We start from the raw sequence: 23,703 nt of genomic DNA, 5'->3' as shown, positions 1-23,703 counted from the left end.
TGTGCAGCGGTTTTGGGTCGACGACATGCAAAAGTAAAAGCCGGATGCGTCCGGCGGCAGTCTTTTATGGGCAGATTCCCGTGCCGTAAAGGCGAATGGCCGATCACTTACTCTTTGTTGATGAGATTCGGCAGCTCTTTCAGGAATATCGTCCGCGTCTGAGGGCCTTTGGGCGTGTCGGAACGTTTCGTATCGATTACCAAGCGGGCAAAGACGATCTTGCGAGCATCCCTGTTCGCCCAGCCGACAAACCAGCCGAGCGAGCGCTTGTCGGCGCTGTCGCCAAGCCTGGTGGTCCCGGTCTTGCCCTGGACCGTCCAGCCACCTGACCGGAAGGTCGGCAAGATCGCCTTGGTCATCGCGTGGGCCCTGTCCGAAACCGGCAGTTCGCCGGCAAGCAGGCGGCGCAGGAAGTTTGCCTGTTCGACCGGCGATATCTCAAGGGAAGAATTCACCCAGGACCGGGTGAGGCCATCATTCTTGCCAGGAGTGCCGGAAACATCGGTGTTGCCGTAGTCGAATTTCGAGACGTAGCCGGCAAACCGCTCGCTGCCGAGGTGGCGGGTGATTTCCCGCGAAAACCACAGCACCGAGTCCTTTTCCCAGATCGTCGGGTCGACGGTTTTCTGGTCCCGCTTCACCGCCTTGAACTCGGGCTTGTAGCCCCAGGCCGGCGTGTGCTCGTCGCTCAGTATTCCCACGTCATAGCCGATCAGGGCCAACGGGACCTTGAACGTCGAGGCGGGACTGACGCGCTGGTCACAAATCCCTTGCCGATGCAGAGTTTCGCCGCTTGCAGCATCCAGGATCAGCGTGCATTCGAGGTCCTCCAGTGGCGCCGATTGAGCGCGGATCGGAAAACCCAACAGCCAGGCCAGTAGGTAGATAACCAATGCGAAAACGAATGGACGGCGGTCTAGCTGGCGCATTGGGCAATCTCTCCTGAGGCATGTCAGGAGCGGCTTAGCGAGGCGTCTTGTCTCGATTTTGTCTTAAATACGCAACATGAGGTTAAGGTTAGCAAGTCGTAAAGATCTGCCCGATTACCGAGCCCCTCTACCGGGATCAGCTTTCCGAGTCACTGCGTTTTTTTCCGATCCGCCAGTACCGCCAGGGCGCGAACCAGACGTAGCGATCGGCCAGCACATCCGGCACACGATCGATGCCATGCGTTCCGCCCGGCCCGCAGCGCAGCACGCGGAATAATCCCATCCAGCCGCCGGCCCATAATCCATGGCGGGCGATCGCTTCATGCGCATATTCGGAGCAGGTCGGCAAATGCCGGCAGGAATTGCCGACAAAGCCGGACAGCGTCAGCTGGTAAAAGCGCACGAGAGAGGTGCCAAGAATTCGGCCGGGCGTTTTGCGCCACGGGCCGGGCCAGTTGCGCGTGTATCGCGGCCTCTGATGCTGGTGCGTGTGATCCGTCGCCATTTGACGGCTACGCCGCCTGTTCGGCGCGCTTCTTCTCGATCTGGCCGATCGCGTCGACCACCGCATCGAAGGTCAGCATGGTCGAGGCATGGCGTGCCTTATAGTCGCGCACCGGTTCGAGATATCTGAGGTCGGCGAAGCGGCCTTCAGGCGGCGCGCCGTTTTCCTTCAGCATCTTCAGCATCGTCTCGCGAACACTGCGCAATTCATCCGCGCTGGCGCCGATGACATGTTGCGCCATGATCGAGGACGACGCCTGGCCAAGCGCGCAGGCTTTGACGTCATGGGCGAAATCGGTGACGACGCCGTCATCCATCTTCAGATCGACGGTCACGGTCGAGCCGCACAGCTTGGAATGTGCGCGCGCGGTTGCATCGGGATGGTCGAGCCGGCCGATCCGCGCGATATTCCCGGCAAATCCCAGAATTTTCGCATTGTAGACGTCGTCGATCATATTTTTCCAATCCGTCGCCGCCAAGCGAACAGCGATTGCCGCTGACGGTCTTCCTTTCGCTCGGCACGATCATATATAATGCTGGTACTCGGGTATGGACAAGGCAAACCAAGGGCCTTCGTTTTTGCCCAAATCAGTTCACGCCGCTTACGGGCTGGAAACCGGGCACGTTTCTAACACCCGAAAGGTCGTGGTCCGTTCAACTCGTTCCTCCTGAGAGGGGAACTACGGGAGACGCCTTTATGGATGCCGTCATCAAGAAATTCATGCCCCCCTCCGCCTATATGGAAAAGCCGGTCACCGATCGGCCGACCGAAGCCGAAGCCGAGGCCGCGGTTCGCACGCTGTTGCGCTGGACCGGCGACAATCCGGACCGCGAGGGCCTGGTCGATACGCCAAAGCGTGTGGTGAAGGCCTATCGCGAAATGTTCGGCGGCTACGACAAGTGCCCGGCCGAGGAATTAGGCCGCACGTTCGAGGAAGTCGCCGGCTATGACGACCTTGTCCTCGTCAAGGATATAACGTTCCATTCGCATTGCGAGCACCACATGGTGCCGATCATCGGCAAGGCGCATGTCGGCTATTTGCCGGACGGCAAGGTTGTCGGCCTGTCCAAGATCGCGCGCGTCGTCGATATTTTCGCTCAGCGACTGCAGACCCAGGAAGCCATGACCGCACAGATCGCCGGCGTCATCCAGGACGTGCTCAATCCGCGCGGCGTTGCCGTCATGGTCGAAGCCGAGCATATGTGCATGGCCATGCGTGGCATCCGCAAGGAGGGGTCCACGACGCTGACCTCGACCTTCACCGGCGTCTTCAAGGACACGCCCGAGGAACAGGTCCGTTTCGTCACCATGGTGCGCGGCGGCAGGGGCTGAACGGCCCTCGCCGGTCGCACAAAACAAGGATCGGCGATGTCGGCAGTGGAATTCCCGAAAGCTCCATCAGACAAGAAGGCACTGGAAGAAGGCACGGTCTTTGCGCCGCGCTTCGATGCCAGCGGCCTTGTCACCGTCGTCGTCACCGACGCCGAAGACGGCATGCTGCTGATGGTCGCGCATATGAACGCCGAAGCGCTGGCGCTGACGCTGGAAACCGGCATCGCACACTACTGGTCGCGCTCGCGCAACGCTCTGTGGAAGAAGGGCGAAACGTCCGGGAATGTCCAGAACGTTGTCGAGATGCTCACGGATTGTGACCAGGACGCGATATGGTTGCGCGTCAAAGTGATGGGCCACGACGCAACCTGCCACACCGGCCGGCGTTCCTGCTTTTATCGGACGGTGGGACTGATCGACGGCAAGGGGACGCTTGCCAGCGATGGGAGCAGGCCGCTGTTCGATGCGGAAGAAACGTATCGAAAGCCCCATGAACCATCCATTTGAACCATTCGCCGAACTGCAACCACGTATATTCATGATTTCGATACGGCCTGCCTATACATTAGCCGCGGGACAAGGGAGATTGTGATGCTCGAGTGGGCGTCATTGCGCAACAGACCGGACGTTCGGGAGGCCAATGGCCTCTCTTCACCCGCAGGCACAGAAGCTCCAAAAAAAACAGCCATTTCACTGGCATTGGGGGGCGGCTGCGCTCGCGGCTGGGGCCATATCGGCGTGCTGCGCGCACTCGACGAAGCAGGCATCGAAGTGTCGATGATCGCCGGCACCTCGATCGGTGCGCTGGTCGGCGGCTGTTATCTCGCCGGCAAGCTGGACGAGTTGGAAGAATTCGCCAGAAGCCTGACAAAACGGCGCATTTTTGGCCTTCTCGACCTCAATCTGCGCGGCAGCGGCTTGTTCGGGGGCATGAAACTTGATGCGCGGCTGCGCGAGCACCTAGCCGGCATTCGCTTCGAGGATCTCTCGAAACCGTTCGTTTGCGTTGCAGCGGAAATCCGCACTGGCCATGAAATCTGGCTGTCGAGCGGCTCGCTGCCCACCGCCATGCGCGCCTCCTACGCACTGCCCGGCGTGTTCGAACCGGTCACTTGCAACGGACGCGTACTGGTCGACGGCGCTCTGGTCAATCCAGTGCCGGTCTCGGTCTGCCGTGCCTACGAGCAGCCGCTGGTGGTCGCGGTGAACCTTCACTATGATCTGTTCGGCCGCGCCGCCGTCATCAAGCACAGCGCCGGTGAACTGGTCGTCGAAAAGGATGCGCCAAGGCCCGGTCAGGCAGACACCGGCCACCCGTCCCGTGAGACACGGCTCGGCATCACCGGCGTTATGGTCGAAGCCTTCAACATCATCCAGGACCGCATTTCGCGTGCCAGGCTTGCCGGCGACCCGCCGGATATGTCGCTGCAGCCGAAGCTCAGCCATATCGGTCTGACCGAATTCCACCGCGCCGACGAAGCGATCCGCCTCGGCTATGAGGCGACGATGGCCCAGATCGGCGAACTGACCCGGCTGCAGACGGTTCTGGCTTAGTTCCTCGATATAGGTGATTTTGACAGCTGGCGGGCTGTTGGCAGGCAGGATTTTCGCCGTGCGTTTGGGTCGACTATCACCGACATTAAAGATTGGCCGAATCCTCCCCAACTTCGTCATCCCCGGGCGAAGCAGGAGCGAAGCTCCGTCGCGGAGACCCTGGGATCCATTCCGTAGCGCTAGAAAAAGAGTCCAGCGGAGCAGAATTCTGCGCCGTGGCGGCGTTCCGATGTCACGGCATGGATCCTGGGGTCTGCGCCGCGTCGCTTCGCTCCTTGCTCCGCCCCAGGATGACGAAGCGATGGAGGTTCGGCTAATCTCCAAAGCATGCGATTCTATCAAAACCTCTGTGCTAATGACCTAAGCCGCCTCATAACGCTCAAGCCAACGCGGCATCGACGATGCGGAACTGCACTGTGCGGTTGCCGTTCCAGTGATTGCCCGACAGCGAACCGGCGACGTGGACCGGTTTGCCCCTGTTCGTGAACAGGAATTCGCCGAGCGCCGTATCGACGGCGCGAAAGGCGATCGCCTGGATCCGGCCGCCGCTTTCCGACTGCAACTCGGCGCGGATGTGATTGGTGCCGACCGGCCTCGCATCGGCAAGACGATGTCGCGGCAGCGCGAAGACCGGCGCGACATGCCCGGCGCCGAACGGGCCGGCTTTCTCCAGCGCATCGAGCAGGCCGAGCGTCGCACCCTCGGCGGCCAGCGCACCGTCGATCGCCAGGCTTTCGTCGCCCTGCAGCCGGAACACGTCGGCCGCCGCCCGTTCCTCGAAGAAGGCGCGGAGCGCGCCAAGTTTCGCCCGCTCCACCGTAATGCCGGCCGCCATGCCATGGCCGCCGCCTTTGACGATCAGCCCGGCAATGGCGGCCTCGCGCACCAGCCGGCCGAGATCGAAGCCCGACACCGAACGGCCTGAACCCGTGCCGACGCCATTGGCGTTGAAGGCGATGGCAAAGGCGGGCCGGCGCGCATGGTCCTTGAGCCGCGAGGCCAGCAGGCCGACGATGCCCGGATGCCAATTGGAGCTGGCAGTGACGACGATGGCCGGCCCATTGCCGCCGGCAAGCTCGGCATCGGCCTCCACTCGTGCCGCGGCCAGCATTTCCAATTCCATCTGCTGCCGCTCCTGATTGAGCCGGTCCAGCGTCTCGGCGATGGTGCGGGCTTCGACGGGATCGTCGGTGGCGAGCAGGCGGCTGCCGAGTGCTGCGTCGCCGATGCGCCCCCCGGCATTGATGCGCGGGCCGATCAGATAGGCCAGATGGAAGGTGCTAACCGGCTCGCCGATGCGCGAGACCCGTGCCAACGCCGCCAACCCCTCGTTCCTCTGTTGGCGCGCCATCTGCAACCCCTTGACCACGAAGGCGCGGTTGACGCCGGTCAGCGGCACCACGTCGCAAACGGTCGCCAGGGCCACCAGGTCCAGCAGACCAAGCAGGTCCGGTGGTGCGGCATCCGGCAACCGGCCGCGCAGGATCCTCGTCGTCTGCACCAGAGCCAGGAAGACGACGCCGGCGGCACAAAGATGGCCCTGCCCCGAAAGGTCGTCCTCGCGATTGGGATTGACGACCGCTTCCGCCGCCGGCAACGGACCGCCGAGCTGGTGATGATCGAGCACCAACACGTCGGCGCCGGCAGCCTTCGCCGCGTCGATCGAGACAGCGCTGTTGGTGCCGCAGTCGACGGTGACTATCAGCGTCGCGCCACGCGAGACAAGTTCGCACATGGCTTCCGGATTGGGTCCGTACCCCTCGAAGATGCGGTCCGGTATATAGATCTCCGCTGGCACGGAGAAATGCGTGAGAAACCGCTTGAGCAGCGCCGATGAGGCCGCGCCGTCGACGTCGTAGTCGCCGAAGATCGCCACTCTTTCCCCGGTCACGATCGCATCAGCGATGCGGGCGGCGGCCTTGTCCATGTCGGTCAGCGAAGCCGGGTCCGGCAAAAGATCGCGGATGGTCGGATCAAGGAACCGCTCGGTCTGCGCGGCGGTCACGCCGCGCCCGGCAAGGACGCGCGCGACGATGTCCGGCACGCCAAAGCCTTGCGCTATCGCAAGCGCAGTCATGTCCTGCCGCTCGGTCAGCCGGTGTTCCCAGGAAACACCTGATGCCGACTGCCTGACATCGAGGAAGATACGGTTTTCGCCCGTCATGCGACGCGCCGTCTGCGGATTGTCATTTCTCACAATATGCGACGGCTAGCCGAGTCGGGAATCAAAACTTTTCCAGATCCTGGTGCCTTGCCTTGATCTCGCGAACGGTGCGCGACGACGAGCGCAGCACGATCGTATGCGTGGTGATGGAATTGCGCCCGAACTTGACGCCGGCCAGCATGTTGCCGTCGGTCACGCCGGTTGCGGCGAACAGCACGTCGCCGCGCGCCATGTCTTGGGTGCGGTAAACCCGCTTCGGGTCCGCGATGCCCATCTTCGCCGCGCGCGCCACCTTTTGCGGCGTGTCGAGGACCAGCCTTCCGTGGATCTGGCCGCCGGTGCAGCGCAACGCTGCCGCCGCCAGCACACCCTCCGGGGCGCCGCCGGTGCCGAGATAGATGTCGATGCCGGTTTCCTCTGGATCGGTGGTGTGGATGACGCCGGCGACGTCACCATCGCCGATCAGCCGGATCGCAGCGCCCGTGGCGCGCACGGCCTCGATCAGGCTGCCATGGCGCGGCCGGTCGAGGATACAGGCGGTGATCTCCGGCACCGGCACGCCTTTGGCCCTGGCCAGGCTGGCGATGTTTTCGGCCGGCGAGGCATCGATGTCGATGACGCCGTCCGCATAGCCCGGGCCGACGGCGATCTTGTCCATATAGACGTCGGGCGCGAACAGCAGGCTGCCCTTTTCCGCAATGGCGATGACGGCCAGCGCATTGGGCAGGTTCTTGGCGCAGATCGTCGTGCCTTCGAGCGGATCGAGCGCGATATCGACCGCCGGGCCTTTGCCGGAACCGACCTCTTCGCCGATATAGAGCATCGGCGCCTCGTCGCGTTCGCCCTCGCCGATCACCACCGTACCGTTGATGGCGAGGCGGTTGAGCTCCTCGCGCATGGCGTCGACTGCGACCTGGTCGGCGGCCTTTTCGTCGCCGCGTCCGCGCAACCTGGCCGCCGCAACCGCGGCGCGTTCGGTGACACGCACCAGTTCCATGGTGAGTATCCGGTCAAGGCCGGCGACGATGTTCTGGGCAATGTTCATCGGTGGACAATCCTCGTTGGCACATTGCCTCCCGTTAGAGCGCCGCGTCCATTGGACGCGCAAAGGACGCTCTAACTCTTTGAAGCTACGCATCGTGCTTTCCCGAAAATCGATTCCGATTTCCGGGCCGATGCGTTAGAGGCGCGCCGGTTGTGTCAAAGCTCCATGACAACAGCAAGACCTGGGCGGGTCTTTCTTGAAAGCGCAGCGATATCAATCGATTTGAGAAAGAGAATTCCCTATTCCGCCCGCTCGATGCGGATGACCTGCGGCTTGTCGGTCAGATGGTCGTCCTTGGTGATGCCGTCGACGGCCTTGCGGACCGCCGCTTCTGTCGTCTCGTGGGTGACGAGGATCACCGTCTTCTGCAGGGCGGTATCCGGCCCGGCGGCGTGCTGCACGATCGATTCCAGCGAAATGTCGTTGTCGGCCATGCGCTTGGCGATGGCGGCAAAGACGCCAATGCGGTCATGCACGGTCAGCCGGATGAAATAGCCGCCGGCATGGCTGCGCATCTGCGCCTTCTTGTAAGGTCGCAATTCCTTCGCCGGCAGGCCGAAGACCGGACCGTGCTGGAAACCGGGCCGGCTCTTGGCGATGTCGGCAATGTCGCCGACCACTGCCGATGCGGTGGCGTTACCGCCGGCACCGGGACCGGAGAGCAAAAGCTCGCCAAGAATATCGGTTTCGATGGCCACCGCATTTGTGACGCCGTGCACCTGCGCGATGACCGAGGCCGTCGGCACCATGGTCGGGTGCACGCGCTGTTCGATCCCGCTTTCCGTGCGTTGGGCGACGCCGAGCAACTTTATCCGGTAGCCGAGATCGCCGGCCGCGCGGATGTCGGCCTGGCTGATGTTGGAAATCCCTTCCATGTAGATGTCGTTGGCGGCAATCCGCGTGCCGAAGGCAAGGCTGGTCAGGATCGACAGCTTATGCGCGGTGTCGTGGCCCTCGATGTCGAAGGTCGGGTCGGACTCGGCATAGCCCAGCCGCTGCGCATCCTTCAGACAGGCGTCGAACGACAGGCCCTCGGCCTCCATGCGGGTCAGGATATAGTTGCAGGTGCCGTTGAGGATGCCGAAGACACGGGTCACCGAATTGCCGGCCATCGCCTCGCGCATCGTCTTGATGACCGGAATGCCGCCCGCCACCGCCGCCTCGTAATTGAGCAGCACGCCCTTCTTCTCGGCGATCTCGGCCAGCGCCACGCCATGCTTGGCGAGCAGCGCCTTGTTGGCGGTGACGACGTGACGGCCGGTTTCAAGCGCTGCTTTCACGGATGATCGCGACGGTCCCTCGTCGCCGCCGATCAGCTCGACGAACACGTCGATCTCGGCGGTCTGCGCCATTCCTACCGGATCGTCGAACCACTTGGCCGCGCCGAGATCGACGCCGCGGTCGCGTTTGCGATCACGGGCCGAGACGGCTGACACGACGACCTCGCGGCCGCATTGCCGCGTCAGTTCCGCCGCCTTGTCGTGCAGCACGCGCGCCACCGACGCGCCGACGGTGCCGAGACCGGCAATTCCAACACGCAACGCTTCAGCCATGTCCGGCGACGCCCCCCAAGAATTTGGTCGATGTAGTGTCAGGCGCTCAACGATGTGCGGCCAGCGGCACCACATTGTTGGGCTGTTTGGCGCTGGACGCCAGGAAGCGCTTGATGTTGCGAGCCGCCTGCCGGATCCGGTGCTCGTTCTCGACCAGCGCGATGCGCACATGGTCGTCGCCATGCTCGCCGAAGCCGACACCCGGCGCCACCGCCACGTCGGCGTGCTCGATCAGAAGCTTGGAGAATTCGAGCGAACCGAGATGCTTGAACGGCTCCGGGATCGGCGCCCAGGCGAACATCGACGCCGCCGGCGCCGGGACAATCCAGCCGGCGCGGCTGAAGGCGTCGACCATGACGTCGCGGCGCTTATGATAGATGTCGCGAACTTCGGCGATATCGGCGCCGTCGCCGTTGAGCGCGTGCGCAGCCGCCACCTGGATCGGCGTGAAGGCGCCGTAGTCGAGATAGGACTTGACCCTGGTCAGCGCCGAGATCAGCCGCTGGTTGCCGACGGCAAAACCCATGCGCCAGCCGGGCATGGAAAAGGTCTTCGACATCGAGGTGAACTCGACCGCCACGTCGATCGCGCCCGGCACCTGCAGCACCGAGGGCGGCGGATTGCCGTCGAAATAGATTTCCGAATAGGCAAGGTCCGACAGGATGATGATGTCGTTCTTCTTGGCGAAGGCCACCACCTCCTTGTAGAAATCGAGCGAGGCGACCTGCGCCGTCGGGTTCGACGGGTAATTGAGGATCAACGCCAGCGGCTTCGGGATCGAATGGCGGATGCCGCGCTCCAGCGCGGGGATGAAGCCGTCGTCCGGTTCCACCTGCAACGAGCGGATCACGCCGCCCGACATGATGAAGCCGAAAGCGTGGATCGGATAGGTCGGGTTAGGGCACAGGATCACGTCGCCGGGGGCGGTGATCGCCTGCGCCATATTGGCAAAACCTTCCTTCGACCCCAGCGTCGCCACCACTTGCGTGTCCGGGTCGAGTTTCACCCCAAAACGGCGGCCATAGTAATTGGCCTGGGCGCGGCGAAGGCCCGGAATGCCGCGCGACGACGAATAGCGATGCGTGCGCGGATCGCGCACGACCTCGCACAATTTGTCGACGATGGCCTTGGGCGTCGGCAGGTCCGGATTGCCCATGCCAAGGTCGATGATGTCGGCGCCGCGCGAGCGGGCACTGGCCTTCAGCCGGTTGACCTGCTCGAAGACATAGGGCGGAAGCCGGCGGACCTTGTGAAATTCTTCCATATCAGTTCCAGTGGTGGGTCAATTCCAGACGGTCAAAGTGGTTTTTGGCAAAGGTGGTTGTCGGTCGCGCGATATAACCCTATTTGCAGGTAGGGTCGAGGGCGGGATCGCATTTGGCTTCGATCTGCTTCAGTGCGTCGGCGCCGTGCTTTTTTGCCAGTGTGTTCAGCGCCGCCTGGTTCGTGGCCTTGACCGCGCCGCCTTTTGAGCCCTGCGCCTGCTGGTCGGCTTTCAACTGGGCGAGCTTGGCGTTCTTTTCCGCCTCGGTGAACTGCTCTGCCGCTGCCTGCGGCGGGATATTCAGGTTGGGATAGGTGCCGGTGTTCTTTGGCCCGTCGGCAGCCGCGACAGGCCTGGCGCCCTCGACGTTGGTGCTCGAACAGCCGGCGATCGCCAGCAAAACGACCGCCGCGCCCATGCGGCAAAAACGACCAGTGCCAGAAAAAACAGTTTCGCCAATATTAATCGTCATATTGTTTCCTTGGCAGCCGAGGTAGAGCAAGTTGGACCCTGTCCGATGTCCCATGATAATATGTCAAGAAAACGCTTCGGGAGGAACCCCGCGAACCATGTCCAAAACACCCGATTCGGGCAAAGCGGAAGATGACCAGGCTTCGACCGTCGAGCAATATCTGGTGAAGGACCCGGAGCGCTTCGCCTTGAACATGGCGCGCATGATCGAGCAGGCCGGCAAGGCGGCTTCCGCATGGGCCGAGCCGCGCGAAAAAGGCGACGTGCGCGATCATGTCGCCGAGCCGGTCGTCGACATGGTGAAAACCTTCTCCAAGCTCAGCGAATACTGGCTTTCCGACCCGCAGCGTGCCCTGGAGGCGCAGACGCGGCTGTTCTCCGGCTATATGACCGTCTGGGCCAACTCCATCCAGCGTCTCGGCGCCGGCGGCGAAGATGCCGAAGACGCGGTCAAGCCCGAGCCCGGCGACAAGCGTTTCCAGGACCCGGAATGGGGCCGCAACGCCTTCTTCGATTTCCTCAAGCAAGCCTATCTCGTCACCTCGCGCTGGGCGGCCGAGCTGGTCGAGCACGCCGATGGCCTGGACGAGCACACCCGCCACAAGGCCAGCTTCTACGTCAAGCAGGTGTCCAACGCCATCTCGCCGTCGAATTTCATCCTGACCAACCCGGAGCTGTTTCGCGAGACCGTCGCTTCGAATGGCGAAAACCTGGTGCGCGGAATGAAGATGCTGGCCGAGGACATCGCCGCCGGCAAGGGCGACCTGAAACTCCGGCAGGCCGATTATTCGCCCTTCGAGATCGGCAAGAACCTCGCCACGACGCCCGGCAAGGTGGTGGGCCGCAGCGATGTCGCCGAGATCTTGCAATACGATCCGGCGACCGAGACCGTACTCAAGCGGCCGCTACTGATCTGCCCGCCATGGATCAACAAATTCTACATTCTCGATCTCAACCCGCAAAAGTCCTTCATCCGTTGGGCGGTAGAGCAGGGCCACACCGTCTTCGTCATCTCCTGGATCAACCCGGACGAGCGGCACGGCACCAAGAGCTGGGAAGCCTATATCCGAGAGGGACTGCAATACGGCCTGGACACGATCGAAAAGGCCACCGGTGAGAAGGACGTCAATGCCGTCGGCTATTGCGTCGGCGGCACGCTTCTGGCGGCGGCCCTGGCGCTGATGGCGCAGGAAGGCGACCACCGCATCAAATCGGCCACCTTCTTCACTACGCAGGTCGATTTCACCTATGCCGGCGACCTGAAAGTGTTCGTCGACGAGGAGCAGGTTGCGGCCGTCGAAAAGGCGATGAACGAGAAAGGCTATCTCGACGGCACCAAGATGGCGACCGCCTTCAACATGCTGCGCTCGGGCGACCTGATCTGGCCCTATGTCGTCAACAACTACATGCGCGGCAAGGATCCCCTGCCCTTCGATCTGCTCTACTGGAACGCCGATTCGACCCGCATGGGCGCGGCCAACCATTCCTTCTATCTGCGCAACTGCTATCTCGAAAACAGACTTTCGCAAGGCATGATGGAGCTGGCGGGCCGCGTGGTTTCGCTGAAGGACGTCACCATCCCGGTCTACAACCTCGCCTCGAAGGAAGATCACATCGCGCCGGCGCTTTCGGTGTTCCTAGGTTCGAAGTATTTCGGCGGCGAAGTCGACTACGTCATGGCCGGCTCCGGCCACATCGCCGGTGTCGTCAATCCGCCGGCAGCGCAGAAATATCACTACTGGACCGGCGGCAAGCCGGCGGGCGACTTCGACCAGTGGATCGCCGAGGCCATAAACCATCCCGGCTCCTGGTGGCCGCACTGGCAACGCTGGGTCGAGGCGAAGGACAACACCCGCGTGCCGGCCCGCAAACCCGGCAAGCACATGAAAACTCTGGGCGACGCGCCAGGCACCTATGTCAAGGTGCGTGTGTAACCTTCTGTAATGTGTGGTGAGTTGACGCGCCGGTAAAAGAGGGCGAAATGGTGTCGTCAACCCTCAAGCAGTCTCGATTCCTCTTTAGCCGTCGAATTACTCTGGGGCTTGCGGATTTGACACAGGTCTCGTTTCCGTTCGGGGACAAGGATTTATTTCGGCGGGACGTTTCGACGCCGCCAATGACGTACCGGCCGGACATCGAGGGGGAATTTTGTTTTGAAATCAGCAGGATCGCGCCTCGCGAAGGGAGAAAGCCGCGCCATTGCGGCCGCGCTTTTCTCCGTGCTCCTGGCGTCCTGCACCTCGGCCGGCGACCCGTCCCTGTCCGTCGGCATGCCCGGTTATAACGCCTCTGCTACGGATATCAGCACGGCCTCTGGTACCCAACAGATCACCGTTGATTCGTCGTCACAGATCACGACTTCTCAGATGACGATGACCGCCGAGGGCGACGCAAGCCTTCCCGAGCAGGTCGGCTATGTGCCAATGGCCAAGCCGGGAACCCAGGGGGGAGCCCCTCAGGGAGGGGCCAAGTCCGATGCCGGCTTCCCCGTCACGGCTCCTGCGCGCGCAGACGCTGCTGCGGGCCAGACGCCGCAGCCCCAGCAACAGTCCGCGCAGACGGTTGAACAAGCCGATGCTGCAACGCAGAAGGTTGAAACCGCCGATGCAGGCACGACCGCGCCGAAGTCCAAGGCCGAGGCGGCCGCGCCGGCGATGGACAACCCGGTTTATGTGACCGCCGGGGAGCCGCAGCCGCAAGCCTATGCGCCGAAGAAGAAGGGGTTCCTCGCCTCTTTGTTCAGCGCCACGCCGGCCTCGGCGGCGCCCGCCCCGCAGACCAGCAACAGGTCGGGCGAGCAATCGACGGCGGCGCAGCCCAAGCCGGCGGCAAAGCCGACCATCACGTTGGCCTCGGCCAAATCGGCTGAAAAGCCGGTGCAACTGGCTTCGATCGGCGACACCAGCCATTTCACCGATGACGCGCTGCCTGGCGTACGCAAGACCGCACTCTTCGAGATCAAGCGCAAATCCGGCCTCGACGACGACAGCGACGTCGATCTGAACGAGGATGAAGGCGGCGCCTATCAGGTGGCATCCGCTGCCGGGCTTGCCCGGCTGGCGCCCAACGGTCTTTTGAAGCAGACCGAGAATGTCGACGTTGCCTGCCTCAAACCTTCGTTGGTCCGCGTGCTGAAGACGATTGAGGGCCACTACGGCAGGAAGATGATCGTCACCTCCGGCTATCGTGACCCGGCCCGCAACCGCCGCGCCAACGGCGCCAAGAATTCGCTGCACATGTATTGCGCCGCTGCCGACATCCAGGTTCCAGGCGTCGCGAAAGCGCAACTGGCAAGCTACATCCGCAGCATGCCCGGGCGCGGCGGCGTCGGCACCTACTGCCATACCGAATCCGTTCACATCGACGTCGGTCCCGAGCGCGACTGGAACTGGCGCTGCCGCCGGCGGCGGTAACCGCTGGTTCTTCTCTCGTTCACGCAAAACGTCCGCGGTGCGCCGTCTGACGACGGCATGAGATGCAGCATCGAACCGGGCTAAATCGCCGAAAATGCGCGGTTTTGCGGCCAATGAAAAAAGTTGTCGCAGGCGGCGGCAGACGGGTTGCCGGTTTGGTGCAACGCAACTATAAGCGCTCACATCTGAGCGCGCCCATCGTCTAGCGGTCAGGACACCGCCCTTTCACGGCGGTAACAGGGGTTCGATTCCCCTTGGGCGTACCAGTATTTCCTAGCAAAAACAGCAACATACTATTTCGTCGAAAGGCACTCGGCCGTTTGTGGGTTAAATCCAGGGTAAAATAGCTAGCCAGACATTTATATTCAGCTCGACTCAGAATTGCCTGAACGCGGCTTCGTCGAGAGTTACTTCTGGCACCATTCTGACCTTTACGCCGATCTGCAGGTCCCTCAGCAAATCGCAGAGCGATTCACCGTCGATTAGATCAATGGCAGGCGCACCATCGCGAACCGCTTCGCGCCTGGCGTCGGCGGTGAATGTGCCTGTTGTAATAATCAGGCCCTTGTCGGCGCGTCCAACCATCGCGCCCCGAAAGTCGCGGACCACGCCAGAGCCGACAGAACCCGCCCAACGCTTGCTTTGAAAAAGAACGTGAAATGACAATAGATTTAATCGCAGCACCCCCGTTCCGTCGATACCGCCATCTCCAGTCCGGCCGGTCACCTCTACCTTGATGAACCCTGACTCACGTAAGACGCGCTGGCAGAGCCTCTCGAACGCAGCGGGCTCAAGTGCCAGCAAGGCATTAAGCAAGCGCTCGCGCCAATCCTTAAGCGGCGTTTCAGCGGCCCCCGCTTCAACTTCGACGTGGTCCGGGGTGGCGACTATTTTCGCTTTGCGTAGTTCCGCATCGGCCCTCCGGACGCGCCGAACGATTTCTTGAGGGTCAAGCGCCAGCACCGCGCGCCCCTCCGACGTGAGTGTCCAGACTCCTCGTTCGCTATTCTCCACCATGCCAGCATTCTTGAGCCAGCTTCGCGCCCAGGCAGAGCGGTAGTCGAACTTCGGACGTGGCCCGTTGCCAACAAGTATGGCACGCACAGCATCTGATGCCCCCATCAGCCCCGCCACCTTGTCATCGATCTCTTCGTTCGAGGCCGAGCCCCCAAGCGCGTCCAGCGCCCGCAGCACGGGGACAAAGAACTCGGCGAAGGGGGGCACTGTGGCCGTCATGTCATCCCTGCTACTTGTTTATCGTTTCGCAAGCTTCATCGCCTCGGTGATCGCCACCGTTTCCACGCTCACTCGCGCCACGCGGGCCAGCAAGTCGAGTACCTTTTCCTTGTAATCGGCGAAGCGGTAGGTGTTGAATTTCTCGCGGATCGTCGGATCCTTCGGCGTCTTTTCCTTGTATTGGTCGAGAATCCAGTCAAGCCCCGACCGGTTGCCGAGCCGGTATTCCCACGCCTCCGGTGGAATGCCGCAAAGCTGCGTTTCTGTGTCCAGCCTGATCGTCCCGCTGTCGCGGTCGGCCTTCAGCATTGCTTTGGGGCTAACACCCGCAGCCCGCGCCTTCTCGTCCGGCGCATCCAGCCGGTCAAGCGGCCATGGCTCGACCGTCTCGTAGCCGATATGCAGTTCCAGTAGCCGCTCGCCCCAGCCCGCCCATGCCCAAAAATCGGGATAGAACGGAACGCGCGGAATCTCGCGCTTTAGATTGAGAGCGTATTTCTCACGATACACCGGATCGTGCAGCACACCGTAGACATAGTGAAAAATGTCGTCCTTGGTCAGGGCCGGTGCCGCTTTCCGCGACTGGCCAATCTCCTCCCTGGCGGTAGAGATTGGAGCGGCCCGCCCGTCCTTGCCATATATCTTCTGGAATTCCTTGAGCGCCCAATCGGTGATGTTGTCGACGCGCTCGCCGACCTTGGAGTAACGGTAGCGGGGAAGCGCTGTGGCCCCTGCAGCTGCACCCACTAGATGCATATCGATCAAACACTCACTTGCCGTCACCATAAAAGGCTTTTGCGATGTGGGGTCGGCAAATACTGCAGTTGGGTTAAGTGCCTCGCCGTGCTCTCCGTAGATCGCGCGAGTTTGGTTTAGCATCTCAATCAGTGGCGGATAGAAAAGGAGTTTCTGCCGATCGAATGGTCGATACATTGCAGCAACTGTCCTCGTGTCTGAAAGGCGAAAAGGTCGATCGTTTTGGAGGCTCCGCTTGACCGAACGCGTCCACTTTATGCTGCTGTCGAGTTTGTCCACCTGAGGTTTACCCTGCCGATACCGAGGCAAGGTCTTACGATCAGATTCGTACCGATCAACAAGATATGAGGCCTTTATGCCGAGCTTTTCGTCCGACCGATCGTACATCCAGTCGTCCCGATTGGTGACGAGGCCAAAAGAGAACAACCTAAATATGGCCTTTTCCTGCGATTTGGCCTTCGCTGCCTTGGTCTTCTTGTCCGCCACGGGAATCATTTCGTCCCAGTCGTTCTCCGTCAGATTGACCCAGTTCCCGTTCTTGTCCGGCTCGATCCGCTGATAAGAAATCGCCGATGCCTCAGTGTTTCCAAGATATGCAAGCTTATCCAATGCCGTGTCGAACTCCGGTCGCCGCGCGTAGAAAATCTTGCAACCCTTTTGCTTGTGGCGCTTCACCATGAAAGAAATCGCCACGCCGGTCTGGATACCGAAGACATTGTGCTTTGTGCCCGAAAGCTTCGGATTGGCCCGCACGTCGCCACCGAGATCGACGACATAAATCTCGTTGAATTCTTGCGCCACCGCCTTGCGGAATCCGTCGAAAGTCCGGCTTTCGATGAAGCTACGATTGGTGATGAATGCCAGCACCCCGTCGTCGGCCATGCGGTCTGACGCCCAGCGGAAGAAGCGGGCATACATGTCATAGACCTTGGTCTTCTGCGCCGTCGAAAGGCGGATGTAACTCGATTTTATGAGCTGATCGATCCGCGGATAGTCACGGTTCTTATTGTTGTCGTTCTCATTAGCCTGGTTGGCATTGTACGGCGGATTGCCGATAATCACCGAAATCTTGCGGTTGTTCTGCCGCCTGACGCGCGCGACGTTCTCGTCCGAAAGCCCGGCGAACATATCGTGCTGATAGCCGGCCTTGATGCCGAGCCCTGCCACATTGTCCAGCGTATCGACAAAGCACAGATTGGGAAACTCGGCGAACTGGCCCGAGATCGCCGCGTAGGTCGCCTCGATGTTCAGATTGGCGACGTAATAGGGCAGGATTGCCACTTCGTTGGCGTGCAACTCGTTTTTGTATTTATGCGCCAGCTTTTGCGGCTGTCCGCGAAAATGCTCCAGCAACTCGCAGATGAAGGTTCCAGTGCCAGTCGCAGGGTCGAGTATCTCGACATGCTCATCGATAAGCTGCCTGCTAAAATGCTTCTGGGTCAGCCAGTCGGCACCCTCGATCATGAATTTCACGATCTCGTTCGGCGTATAGACCACGCCCAGTCGATCGGCTGCCTTCGGATTGTAGACCTTGTAGAAATTCTCGTAGATCAGCTTCAGAAATTTCTGCTTTTCGACGTGGCTTGAAATCTCTGCCGCGTTGGCGCGGATAGCCGCGTAGTAGAGCTCCAGCCCTTTCAGCGTGTCCTTCTTCACTGCGCCCGTGAAGAATTTCCCTTCCAGCGCATAGAGCTCCTTCGCGATATTGTTCTCGCGGTGAAAGTCGCTGTCGTTGAAAACGTTGGCGAAGATTTCCTCGGTGAGGATGTGCTGAATCAGCATTTCGCGCACATCGGCCTCGCCAACCGAAGGGTTGATCGTGTCCCTGGCATGCTGGAGAAACTTGTCCGCCGCCACCCGAAAAGCGGCGTTCGCCTCATAGGCGGTGTCGATGCGTTCGCGGAGCGCCTTCAGTACGAAGGGCAGATAGGTCTTGAACTGCTCGACCGCCTTGCGGAACTCCCGGATTTCTTCGCGCTCGTATTTGAAGAACAGGTTGAGAAGCTTCAGCAGCGCTTCCGTGTTCGTCATCGGACAGCGCAACACCTCCTCCCGGTTCTGGATCAGCACGGCAGTGTGGGAATTCTCGAAAATGATGTTGTCCTGCGGATAGCCTTTGGACAGCTTCTTGCCGATTTCGACATCGAGATCGTCGGCCGTGTCCTTGGCTTCCCAGTAGCCGAAGGGCAGGCCGAGCGAATGGAAGATCGTTCCGTCAGGGCGGATGCGACTTTTCTGCGTCGATGGAAATTCGTATTGCGCCGCAAATTGCCAGTTCAGTTGCCGCGACCACGCCTTTAGTAGATCCTTGAAAGCTTCCGAAATCACGCCTTCGGTGATTGATCCCGAGAATTTCCGCAGCCTGTCAATTTCGTTGAGATATTGCTGGATAAGAAGCTGGCTCATGTTCCCCCCGGACCCTTGGCATTAGACCTGACTGTGGGGCTATCGGGAAGCTGATTATCGCACCGCAATGTGCCCTCGGCATTTCTGGGTGCTTCGGCTTCGGACTGGTCACATTCCACAGCATGATTTGCCCACTCGTCCCAAAGTCGTCCGCACGAAGGCAGCGCCCATTCGTATTCTTACCTCATCGAGCGGGAAAACTTCGATAGCAAAAATTCGCACCAGGTTGCCAGATAGAGATTGCGTATAGAACAAGAAAATATCTCAAATCGCTAACGATGTTGCTTACGGCTAAGGAAGTGTCGCAAAAGAATTTTCAACTAAGAACTCGGGCAATAGGACGTGGTACGAGCAACGTCCCTCGACTGATCAGGTCGCCGCAACACCATGCTGCATTGGCTCTCGAATGCCGCGGACCTTTTCGTCCCGGTCGATGCGAGTTTCCGTTCTGGCCAGGATCATACGTTGGGCTGCCGCGATGCCCTTGCGCAGCACTTCCAGAGCCTCCTCAGCTTCCTTGCGATGCTGGACCTGTTCAGGGTGCAGAGCCGATCTCGCGCGATCTCTGATCACGTTGAGACCTTCGTCCTTAAGCCCTGAGAGAAAGCCGGGGGCGTGCAGCACGGCCCCAACTACCCGCCCGTCGTCTAGATGATTCAACACGAAACCAGTGGGGTTTTCGTGTGCTCGTATGTGGGCCCGAACTTCCTGCGCGAGCGCAACTTCGGCTATGCCGGTGGGGGCCTTCGGGAGGTCGACCATCCCCGACTCGAATAGCGAAACAGCGCTGCCAACCGCGCTCTCGGCCGAGCGAAGCGGCGCGAATTCAAAAAGGTCTCCGACAGCACGGCGACCGATTTCTGCGCGCTTCCGATAGATGCCCTCCGGACTGAGGTCACTGTCTTGCTCCACCGCGCGACAGTTCGCGTCAACGGCGATGACTAACGCACGCGCGGCGGCCACGGCCTCCTTGAGTTTCTCCCAATGGATCGCCGTGCCTGGCCACCGGGTCGACGCCGGCGCAATACGAGCTTCGATCTCGATTTCAGTTATCTGTTTCGGCATGGATAGGGTCCTCTCGGTTCAGCAAACAGCATTTTGTGTGCGGGCAGCGCGGGCTTGACGAAACTCGGTCCCAGGTCACTGCATCAGCCCCCCTCGGCTTCATCTTCGGTCAGGTAGCGGCGCACCCATGCTCGCGGTCGCCCCTCGTCCCCTACTTCGCGCCAAGAGATGGGCCCGCTGCCACCGTAACCACCGATTGATCCGACGAGTACAATCGCCTTGGCCGCTGAACTCGCCATCGTCAGGGCTCCCGCAACGGCATTCGCCAGGTCGTCGTGGCCGCCTGGGGGGTGATCCACGATGTCACGCCCGCTTCGGCTGGTCCGCCGCTCCAGTCCGACCAGTTGGCTCTCCAACCGAGTGACGTCGAGGAGGTCCACTCGGCGCGAATTGATCGCGGGGACGAGTGCAAGGTAGAGATCGGAGCGGTTCCGGTCGGACAGACGGTAGTCGACGCCGTAGCGACGAAACAATTCGCGCGGAAACTCGCCTCCGTAGCGGTCACCCGTGACGAAACGGATACCGTAGGAGCGAGTCAGGGCCGCGAAAGTTGAGACGACAGCCTCGGGTGAGAAAGGTGGTATCGCCTCCCGGACCGCATCCAGAACGGCGTCGTCGCCCTCGGTATGCGCAATAGCCAGCGTCATGCTGTCGGCGCTACCCCCCGACGGATCGACGAAAGCGACGTACCGTCCGCCCGGCACCGGCGGACGCTCCCGCACGCCGGGGGAGACGCACGCCGCGACGGACTCGCGAGTGACAAGCATTTCCATGTCGGTGCGGAACTCGGCCATGTATTCCGCGCGAGCAGATGGCGCGTCGCGCGCCATCGCCTGATCAATGACCGAATGCGGCACCGAGGGATTCATCTCTCGCGTCGTGCCTCGCCAGACCAATGGACCGCCCTCCTGCCCCCAGTGCAGACGGAATGCGTCCCACAGCGCGCCGCGCCGGGCATAGGGACTGGACGCGCACAGGAGCATCGCACCGGGAATCGTCGCCATGCCGGGGCGGATGGCATCGAGGATGGCATAGTCGGGCTCAGCGCTGTCGTCGGTTCGCCAGAAGGCAAGCTCGTCACACAGGACGGCGGCGAATGTGTAGCCGCGCGTGGAGCGATGAGAGGCCGTGCCAACTTCGATCGTCACGGAGTTGTTGAGGTCGAAGGCCTCGGCCGTCTCGTTCTTCACCATCATGAACAGGATTGGGATGTTCGTCAGAAGGCCCCGCACGTAGCGCATGATCGTCCGGGCCTGCTTCCGGTCGGCAGCTATGACGAGGATGGTGGCGCGCTCCCCGGGCTGGAGATGCTGACGATACTGCCGGAAGCAGGCAAGGTAGACCGCGATCAGCGCCATTACGAAGCTCTTGCCGCCGCGCCGACCGACCACGAGCCAAGCCTCGGCCGACGGCTCGGTCGGTGGGTTCAAGCGCCCGGTGTGGTGCCGAAACACAACCAACTGGTCGTCGTCCAATGGCAGGCCGAATAGTGCTGCCAGGTAGCTGAACCAGACACGCCAAGTCGCTGGGCGGCGAAACCACGGGCCGAAGAGATTGGGATCGCCGCACGCCTGCAGGATGTTCATGCGGCCGCCTCCTGGGCGACGGCGTGCATGTACTCGTCGATCGTCGGGGTGATGTCGCGCGACCTTCGCTGAAGGTCCGTCATGTCGAGAAGACGGCGCAGTGTATTGGCTAGGCGCGAGTACAAGCTGAGCGTGTCGAGGTCGGGTCCTGCGTCCCCGGCCAGCGCGAACACACGTTCCAGCCGCTCCATCTCCACGGTGATGGCAGCGGCGCGCCTGATGATGCTCTTCTCGGCCTCGCTGCAGGCTTCCACCCCGCCAAGGTCGGAGACATGGAGTGCCATCACGTCGCGCATTCGGCGGACCCAGAACGTGCGGCCGTCGACGCCGGGGAGCAGGTCCTTGCCGTTCGTGATGCGGGTGCGATGTGTGGCCGGATACACTGGCCTCACGCCCGATGCTGCGGCCTTGGTCACTTCGGCACTCGCCTTCCGGACTGGAACGCTATCAGGCCAGCCTTGTGACTGCTGACGAGTTGCCGCAGCGCGGCCCGAAGGTCCCCTACCTCGGCCGCAAACGCGCCGACGGTCATGCAGTCGCGATAGAGGCGGACGGCGCGAGGACGCAAGACGCGGATGAGGTCGTCGGCGCCGACGCCCGATGTCTTCATCGTTGGCCCTTCGGCCGGGGGAGAGCGAACGGCCGACGACCTGAGACCTTTGACCCGTGCCACTCGGGGGCGAACGGAGGGGTAAATAGGCGCCATATTAACCTCCATATTTACTGACGGAGGCTAGTATAACCTAAGGCTCGGCTCTAAGTATTTGATTATCTTAGCTTTTACTGGCTAACGCGGGCACTCGTTTCCGCCGCGTAGGGGCGGAGGGATGGCAATAAGTCGGATACTATACCGGGACCGGAGAATGACCTTGCGGGCTTAGGTCTTGTCTCTGGGGATTTAGATTTAAGGGGGTGAGCTTAGGCTCGAGGGCCGGTCCACTCGCATTGCCTTCCAGACCGAAACAGTTCAATTTGGTGCCTGGTATTTCAGTCTCGGAGAGAGGGGCATGACCGGCTACAGGTTCGCGCTTTCGGCAGTGCTGGGGCTTGCGCTTGAACTAGGGTCTATGCGGGACGCCCGGCCAGACTTTCTGGATGTTGTTGGGGAAATTGCAGGCCTCCCCGAAATACTCCTTGATCCAATTATCGAAGGTCGTCCGGGCGACATCATCCCTGAAATTCTTGGAAAAGCTGACACCGTTAAAGAAACATTTCGCGGCGTGTTAGAAAACCCCTCTATTCTAGTAGACTATGCTAAGACCGCCGCCGCGTGCGCTCCCACTGCCACTTCCCTCATAGCCGGCACCCCTGAAGGGCTCACAGCCGCCGCATCGGACTTGGCTAGTAACGGGCCGTGCTCACAATTCATGCAGAAGTGCAATGAGGACGGTGGCGACATGATCTGTCCTGATGTCGACGGTGTCCGCGGAGATTTGAAAGCGTTCTGCAATGCCTCAGAATTCAAGTCGGTGCTGGGCCTAATTGGCGCATCACAAAAAGAGGTAAGTGGCGCGGTCGGAAAGTTTTGCACGACGATAAATTCAAGCGCCGTCCAAAATGCCGACAAAGCTTTCGGCCGCAATGTTAGTAGCACAACAGCTGAATTTGCGGGTCACGCTACCGGGGGCGAGAATTCTGAGGCTATCCAGGTCATTTTAAAGGCCTCTTTGAATCTAGAGCAGGCTAACAAGCTGAGTCGCGAGCAGCTGTCGCTGCTGAAAGAGATGGCTGAAAACCAGGGAAAGATGATCGACAAGTTGCTCGACATAAATCAGCGGACCTCGGAAACCGCCATCCGCGAAATGGGGCGTATGAGCCAAAACCAAATCGACAGTGACAAGATATTTGCGGCGTTCGCGACCGACGCGCTGCAGACCGTCTCAGCTTCCGAGGCTGCCCGAACAGAGGCCGAGCGGATAGCCCGCCTTAACGCAGAGCGCCTAGCTGAGCTTTATCTGAAGAATCAAAAAGAGGCCGAACGACAACTTAGAGAACTAATCCTATCGGCCGCGGTCAAGCTCTCCGCCTCTCAAAACTGTTTGGCGCGTCTAGAAGTTAACAGAGCGGACCGAATTTTCTGCAAGCGATTTCCGAATGCGGCTAAGTGCAAGACTACTCTAAGTCAATCGCAGGCCGCCTGCAATTGATTTGGCGAAGGAGCTCGGCGAGCATGATTGCGAAAAAAATATGGTCCGCAGGCTTAGGAATACTCAGTTCAGCAATTGTGACATGTATATCTCAAGTTGCGCAGTCACGGGAATCATATGGAGGAGCACCTCAACTAGGGCCAGCGTCCGAAGAGGCCTGCGAGATTGCTAGAGACGTTGAGCGGTTTTTCATCACGATTGCTGGGAAACTTGATCGGTACCAGAAAAAAACCATCTCCGAAAGCGTCTTTCGGGTTGAAACGAATACCGTATGGTC

At 60.9% G+C, this 23,703-nt stretch carries 20 protein-coding genes and 1 tRNA gene; 7 read left to right on the top strand and 14 right to left on the bottom strand.

Annotation, left to right across the window (positions count from 1 at the left end):
- Positions 1-107: 107 nt before the first annotated feature.
- The 3 genes from blaOXA to A9K68_RS17100 form a co-directional block, all read right to left on the bottom strand.
- On the bottom strand, positions 108-929 hold the full coding sequence (gene blaOXA, locus A9K68_RS17110; protein WP_065009455.1) for a class D beta-lactamase: 822 nt from the start codon (positions 927-929) through the stop codon (positions 108-110).
- 136 nt (positions 930-1,065) lie between these two features.
- Positions 1,066-1,434, bottom strand: a complete 369-nt coding sequence (gene yidD, locus A9K68_RS17105; protein ID WP_065009454.1) for a membrane protein insertion efficiency factor YidD — start codon at positions 1,432-1,434, stop codon at positions 1,066-1,068.
- Positions 1,435-1,441: 7 nt separating this feature from the next.
- On the bottom strand, positions 1,442-1,888 hold the full coding sequence (locus tag A9K68_RS17100; protein ID WP_065009453.1) for an iron-sulfur cluster assembly scaffold protein: 447 nt from the start codon (positions 1,886-1,888) through the stop codon (positions 1,442-1,444).
- Between the two features lie 242 nt (positions 1,889-2,130).
- Between A9K68_RS17100 and folE the strand changes: the two genes are divergently transcribed.
- From folE to A9K68_RS17085, 3 genes are all read left to right on the top strand, one after another.
- Positions 2,131-2,766, top strand: coding sequence for a GTP cyclohydrolase I FolE (folE, locus tag A9K68_RS17095; protein ID WP_029353093.1), 636 nt, complete (start codon positions 2,131-2,133; stop codon positions 2,764-2,766).
- Positions 2,767-2,802: 36 nt separating this feature from the next.
- Entirely contained in the window at positions 2,803-3,273 is a 471-nt protein-coding gene (gene hisI / locus A9K68_RS17090; RefSeq protein ID WP_065009452.1) for a phosphoribosyl-AMP cyclohydrolase, read from the top strand.
- A gap of 84 nt (positions 3,274-3,357) precedes the next feature.
- Positions 3,358-4,320, top strand: coding sequence for a patatin family protein (locus tag A9K68_RS17085; RefSeq protein WP_065009451.1), 963 nt, complete (start codon positions 3,358-3,360; stop codon positions 4,318-4,320).
- 379 nt (positions 4,321-4,699) lie between these two features.
- Here A9K68_RS17085 and recJ read toward each other — a convergent pair whose 3' ends face one another.
- The 5 genes from recJ to A9K68_RS17060 form a co-directional block, all read right to left on the bottom strand.
- Positions 4,700-6,484, bottom strand: coding sequence for a single-stranded-DNA-specific exonuclease RecJ (gene recJ / locus A9K68_RS17080; protein WP_065009450.1), 1,785 nt, complete (start codon positions 6,482-6,484; stop codon positions 4,700-4,702).
- Between the two features lie 61 nt (positions 6,485-6,545).
- Positions 6,546-7,529 (bottom strand): class II fructose-bisphosphatase, encoded by a 984-nt coding sequence (gene glpX, locus A9K68_RS17075; RefSeq protein ID WP_065009449.1) that lies wholly within the window; start codon positions 7,527-7,529, stop codon positions 6,546-6,548.
- A gap of 239 nt (positions 7,530-7,768) precedes the next feature.
- Positions 7,769-9,082, bottom strand: a complete 1,314-nt coding sequence (locus A9K68_RS17070) for a homoserine dehydrogenase (protein ID WP_065009448.1) — start codon at positions 9,080-9,082, stop codon at positions 7,769-7,771.
- 46 nt (positions 9,083-9,128) lie between these two features.
- A complete protein-coding gene (locus A9K68_RS17065; protein ID WP_065009447.1) occupies positions 9,129-10,346 on the bottom strand; it encodes an LL-diaminopimelate aminotransferase in 1,218 nt (405 codons plus the stop codon).
- A gap of 79 nt (positions 10,347-10,425) precedes the next feature.
- A complete protein-coding gene (locus tag A9K68_RS17060) occupies positions 10,426-10,848 on the bottom strand; it encodes a hypothetical protein (RefSeq protein ID WP_246811175.1) in 423 nt (140 codons plus the stop codon).
- Positions 10,849-10,915: 67 nt separating this feature from the next.
- Between A9K68_RS17060 and phaC the strand changes: the two genes are divergently transcribed.
- From phaC to A9K68_RS17045, 3 genes are all read left to right on the top strand, one after another.
- Positions 10,916-12,751, top strand: a complete 1,836-nt coding sequence (phaC, locus tag A9K68_RS17055; RefSeq protein ID WP_065009445.1) for a class I poly(R)-hydroxyalkanoic acid synthase — start codon at positions 10,916-10,918, stop codon at positions 12,749-12,751.
- A gap of 336 nt (positions 12,752-13,087) precedes the next feature.
- A complete protein-coding gene (locus A9K68_RS17050; protein WP_246811418.1) occupies positions 13,088-14,230 on the top strand; it encodes a YcbK family protein in 1,143 nt (380 codons plus the stop codon).
- A gap of 191 nt (positions 14,231-14,421) precedes the next feature.
- Positions 14,422-14,496: transfer RNA gene (locus A9K68_RS17045), tRNA-Glu, on the top strand.
- A gap of 109 nt (positions 14,497-14,605) precedes the next feature.
- Here the strand turns inward: A9K68_RS17045 and A9K68_RS17040 are convergent.
- From A9K68_RS17040 to A9K68_RS17015, 6 genes are all read right to left on the bottom strand, one after another.
- A complete protein-coding gene (locus A9K68_RS17040) occupies positions 14,606-15,466 on the bottom strand; it encodes a restriction endonuclease (protein ID WP_065009443.1) in 861 nt (286 codons plus the stop codon).
- An 18-nt stretch (positions 15,467-15,484) separates the two neighbouring features.
- Entirely contained in the window at positions 15,485-18,628 is a 3,144-nt protein-coding gene (locus tag A9K68_RS17035) for a type ISP restriction/modification enzyme (RefSeq protein ID WP_065009442.1), read from the bottom strand.
- A gap of 369 nt (positions 18,629-18,997) precedes the next feature.
- On the bottom strand, positions 18,998-19,693 hold the full coding sequence (locus A9K68_RS17030; protein WP_065009441.1) for a hypothetical protein: 696 nt from the start codon (positions 19,691-19,693) through the stop codon (positions 18,998-19,000).
- Between the two features lie 83 nt (positions 19,694-19,776).
- A complete protein-coding gene (locus A9K68_RS17025) occupies positions 19,777-21,279 on the bottom strand; it encodes a terminase family protein (RefSeq protein ID WP_065009440.1) in 1,503 nt (500 codons plus the stop codon).
- A complete protein-coding gene (locus tag A9K68_RS17020) occupies positions 21,276-21,695 on the bottom strand; it encodes a hypothetical protein (protein WP_065009439.1) in 420 nt (139 codons plus the stop codon). Before A9K68_RS17020 ends, A9K68_RS17025 begins: the two co-directional genes overlap by 4 nt.
- Positions 21,692-21,889, bottom strand: coding sequence for a hypothetical protein (locus tag A9K68_RS17015; RefSeq protein WP_065009438.1), 198 nt, complete (start codon positions 21,887-21,889; stop codon positions 21,692-21,694). Before A9K68_RS17015 ends, A9K68_RS17020 begins: the two co-directional genes overlap by 4 nt.
- Before the next feature lie 397 nt (positions 21,890-22,286).
- Between A9K68_RS17015 and A9K68_RS17010 the strand changes: the two genes are divergently transcribed.
- Entirely contained in the window at positions 22,287-23,426 is a 1,140-nt protein-coding gene (locus A9K68_RS17010) for a hypothetical protein (protein ID WP_065009437.1), read from the top strand.
- Positions 23,427-23,703 lie beyond the last annotated feature (277 nt).

Source organism: Mesorhizobium sp. AA22 (assembly GCF_001672375.2).
Lineage (GTDB): Bacteria > Pseudomonadota > Alphaproteobacteria > Rhizobiales > Rhizobiaceae > Mesorhizobium > Mesorhizobium wenxiniae.
The sequence above is the reverse complement of the archived record's forward strand: the minus strand, read 5'-3'. Positions and strand labels throughout refer to the sequence as shown.

Bases quoted from the DNA above. Each gene is read 5' to 3' on its own strand.
- blaOXA (WP_065009455.1), bottom strand. From the start codon at position 929: ATGCGCCAGCTAGACCGCCGTCCATTCGTTTTCGCATTGGTTATCTAC.
- yidD (WP_065009454.1), bottom strand. From the start codon at position 1,434: ATGGCGACGGATCACACGCACCAGCATCAGAGGCCGCGATACACGCGC.
- A9K68_RS17100 (WP_065009453.1), bottom strand. From the start codon at position 1,888: ATGATCGACGACGTCTACAATGCGAAAATTCTGGGATTTGCCGGGAAT.
- folE (WP_029353093.1), top strand. From the start codon at position 2,131: ATGGATGCCGTCATCAAGAAATTCATGCCCCCCTCCGCCTATATGGAA.
- hisI (WP_065009452.1), top strand. From the start codon at position 2,803: ATGTCGGCAGTGGAATTCCCGAAAGCTCCATCAGACAAGAAGGCACTG.
- A9K68_RS17085 (WP_065009451.1), top strand. From the start codon at position 3,358: ATGCTCGAGTGGGCGTCATTGCGCAACAGACCGGACGTTCGGGAGGCC.
- recJ (WP_065009450.1), bottom strand. From the start codon at position 6,484: ATGACGGGCGAAAACCGTATCTTCCTCGATGTCAGGCAGTCGGCATCA.
- glpX (WP_065009449.1), bottom strand. From the start codon at position 7,529: ATGAACATTGCCCAGAACATCGTCGCCGGCCTTGACCGGATACTCACC.
- A9K68_RS17070 (WP_065009448.1), bottom strand. From the start codon at position 9,082: ATGGCTGAAGCGTTGCGTGTTGGAATTGCCGGTCTCGGCACCGTCGGC.
- A9K68_RS17065 (WP_065009447.1), bottom strand. From the start codon at position 10,346: ATGGAAGAATTTCACAAGGTCCGCCGGCTTCCGCCCTATGTCTTCGAG.
- phaC (WP_065009445.1), top strand. From the start codon at position 10,916: ATGTCCAAAACACCCGATTCGGGCAAAGCGGAAGATGACCAGGCTTCG.
- A9K68_RS17050 (WP_246811418.1), top strand. From the start codon at position 13,088: ATGCCCGGTTATAACGCCTCTGCTACGGATATCAGCACGGCCTCTGGT.
- A9K68_RS17040 (WP_065009443.1), bottom strand. From the start codon at position 15,466: ATGACGGCCACAGTGCCCCCCTTCGCCGAGTTCTTTGTCCCCGTGCTG.
- A9K68_RS17035 (WP_065009442.1), bottom strand. From the start codon at position 18,628: ATGAGCCAGCTTCTTATCCAGCAATATCTCAACGAAATTGACAGGCTG.
- A9K68_RS17030 (WP_065009441.1), bottom strand. From the start codon at position 19,693: ATGCCGAAACAGATAACTGAAATCGAGATCGAAGCTCGTATTGCGCCG.
- A9K68_RS17025 (WP_065009440.1), bottom strand. From the start codon at position 21,279: ATGAACATCCTGCAGGCGTGCGGCGATCCCAATCTCTTCGGCCCGTGG.
- A9K68_RS17015 (WP_065009438.1), bottom strand. From the start codon at position 21,889: ATGAAGACATCGGGCGTCGGCGCCGACGACCTCATCCGCGTCTTGCGT.
- A9K68_RS17010 (WP_065009437.1), top strand. From the start codon at position 22,287: ATGACCGGCTACAGGTTCGCGCTTTCGGCAGTGCTGGGGCTTGCGCTT.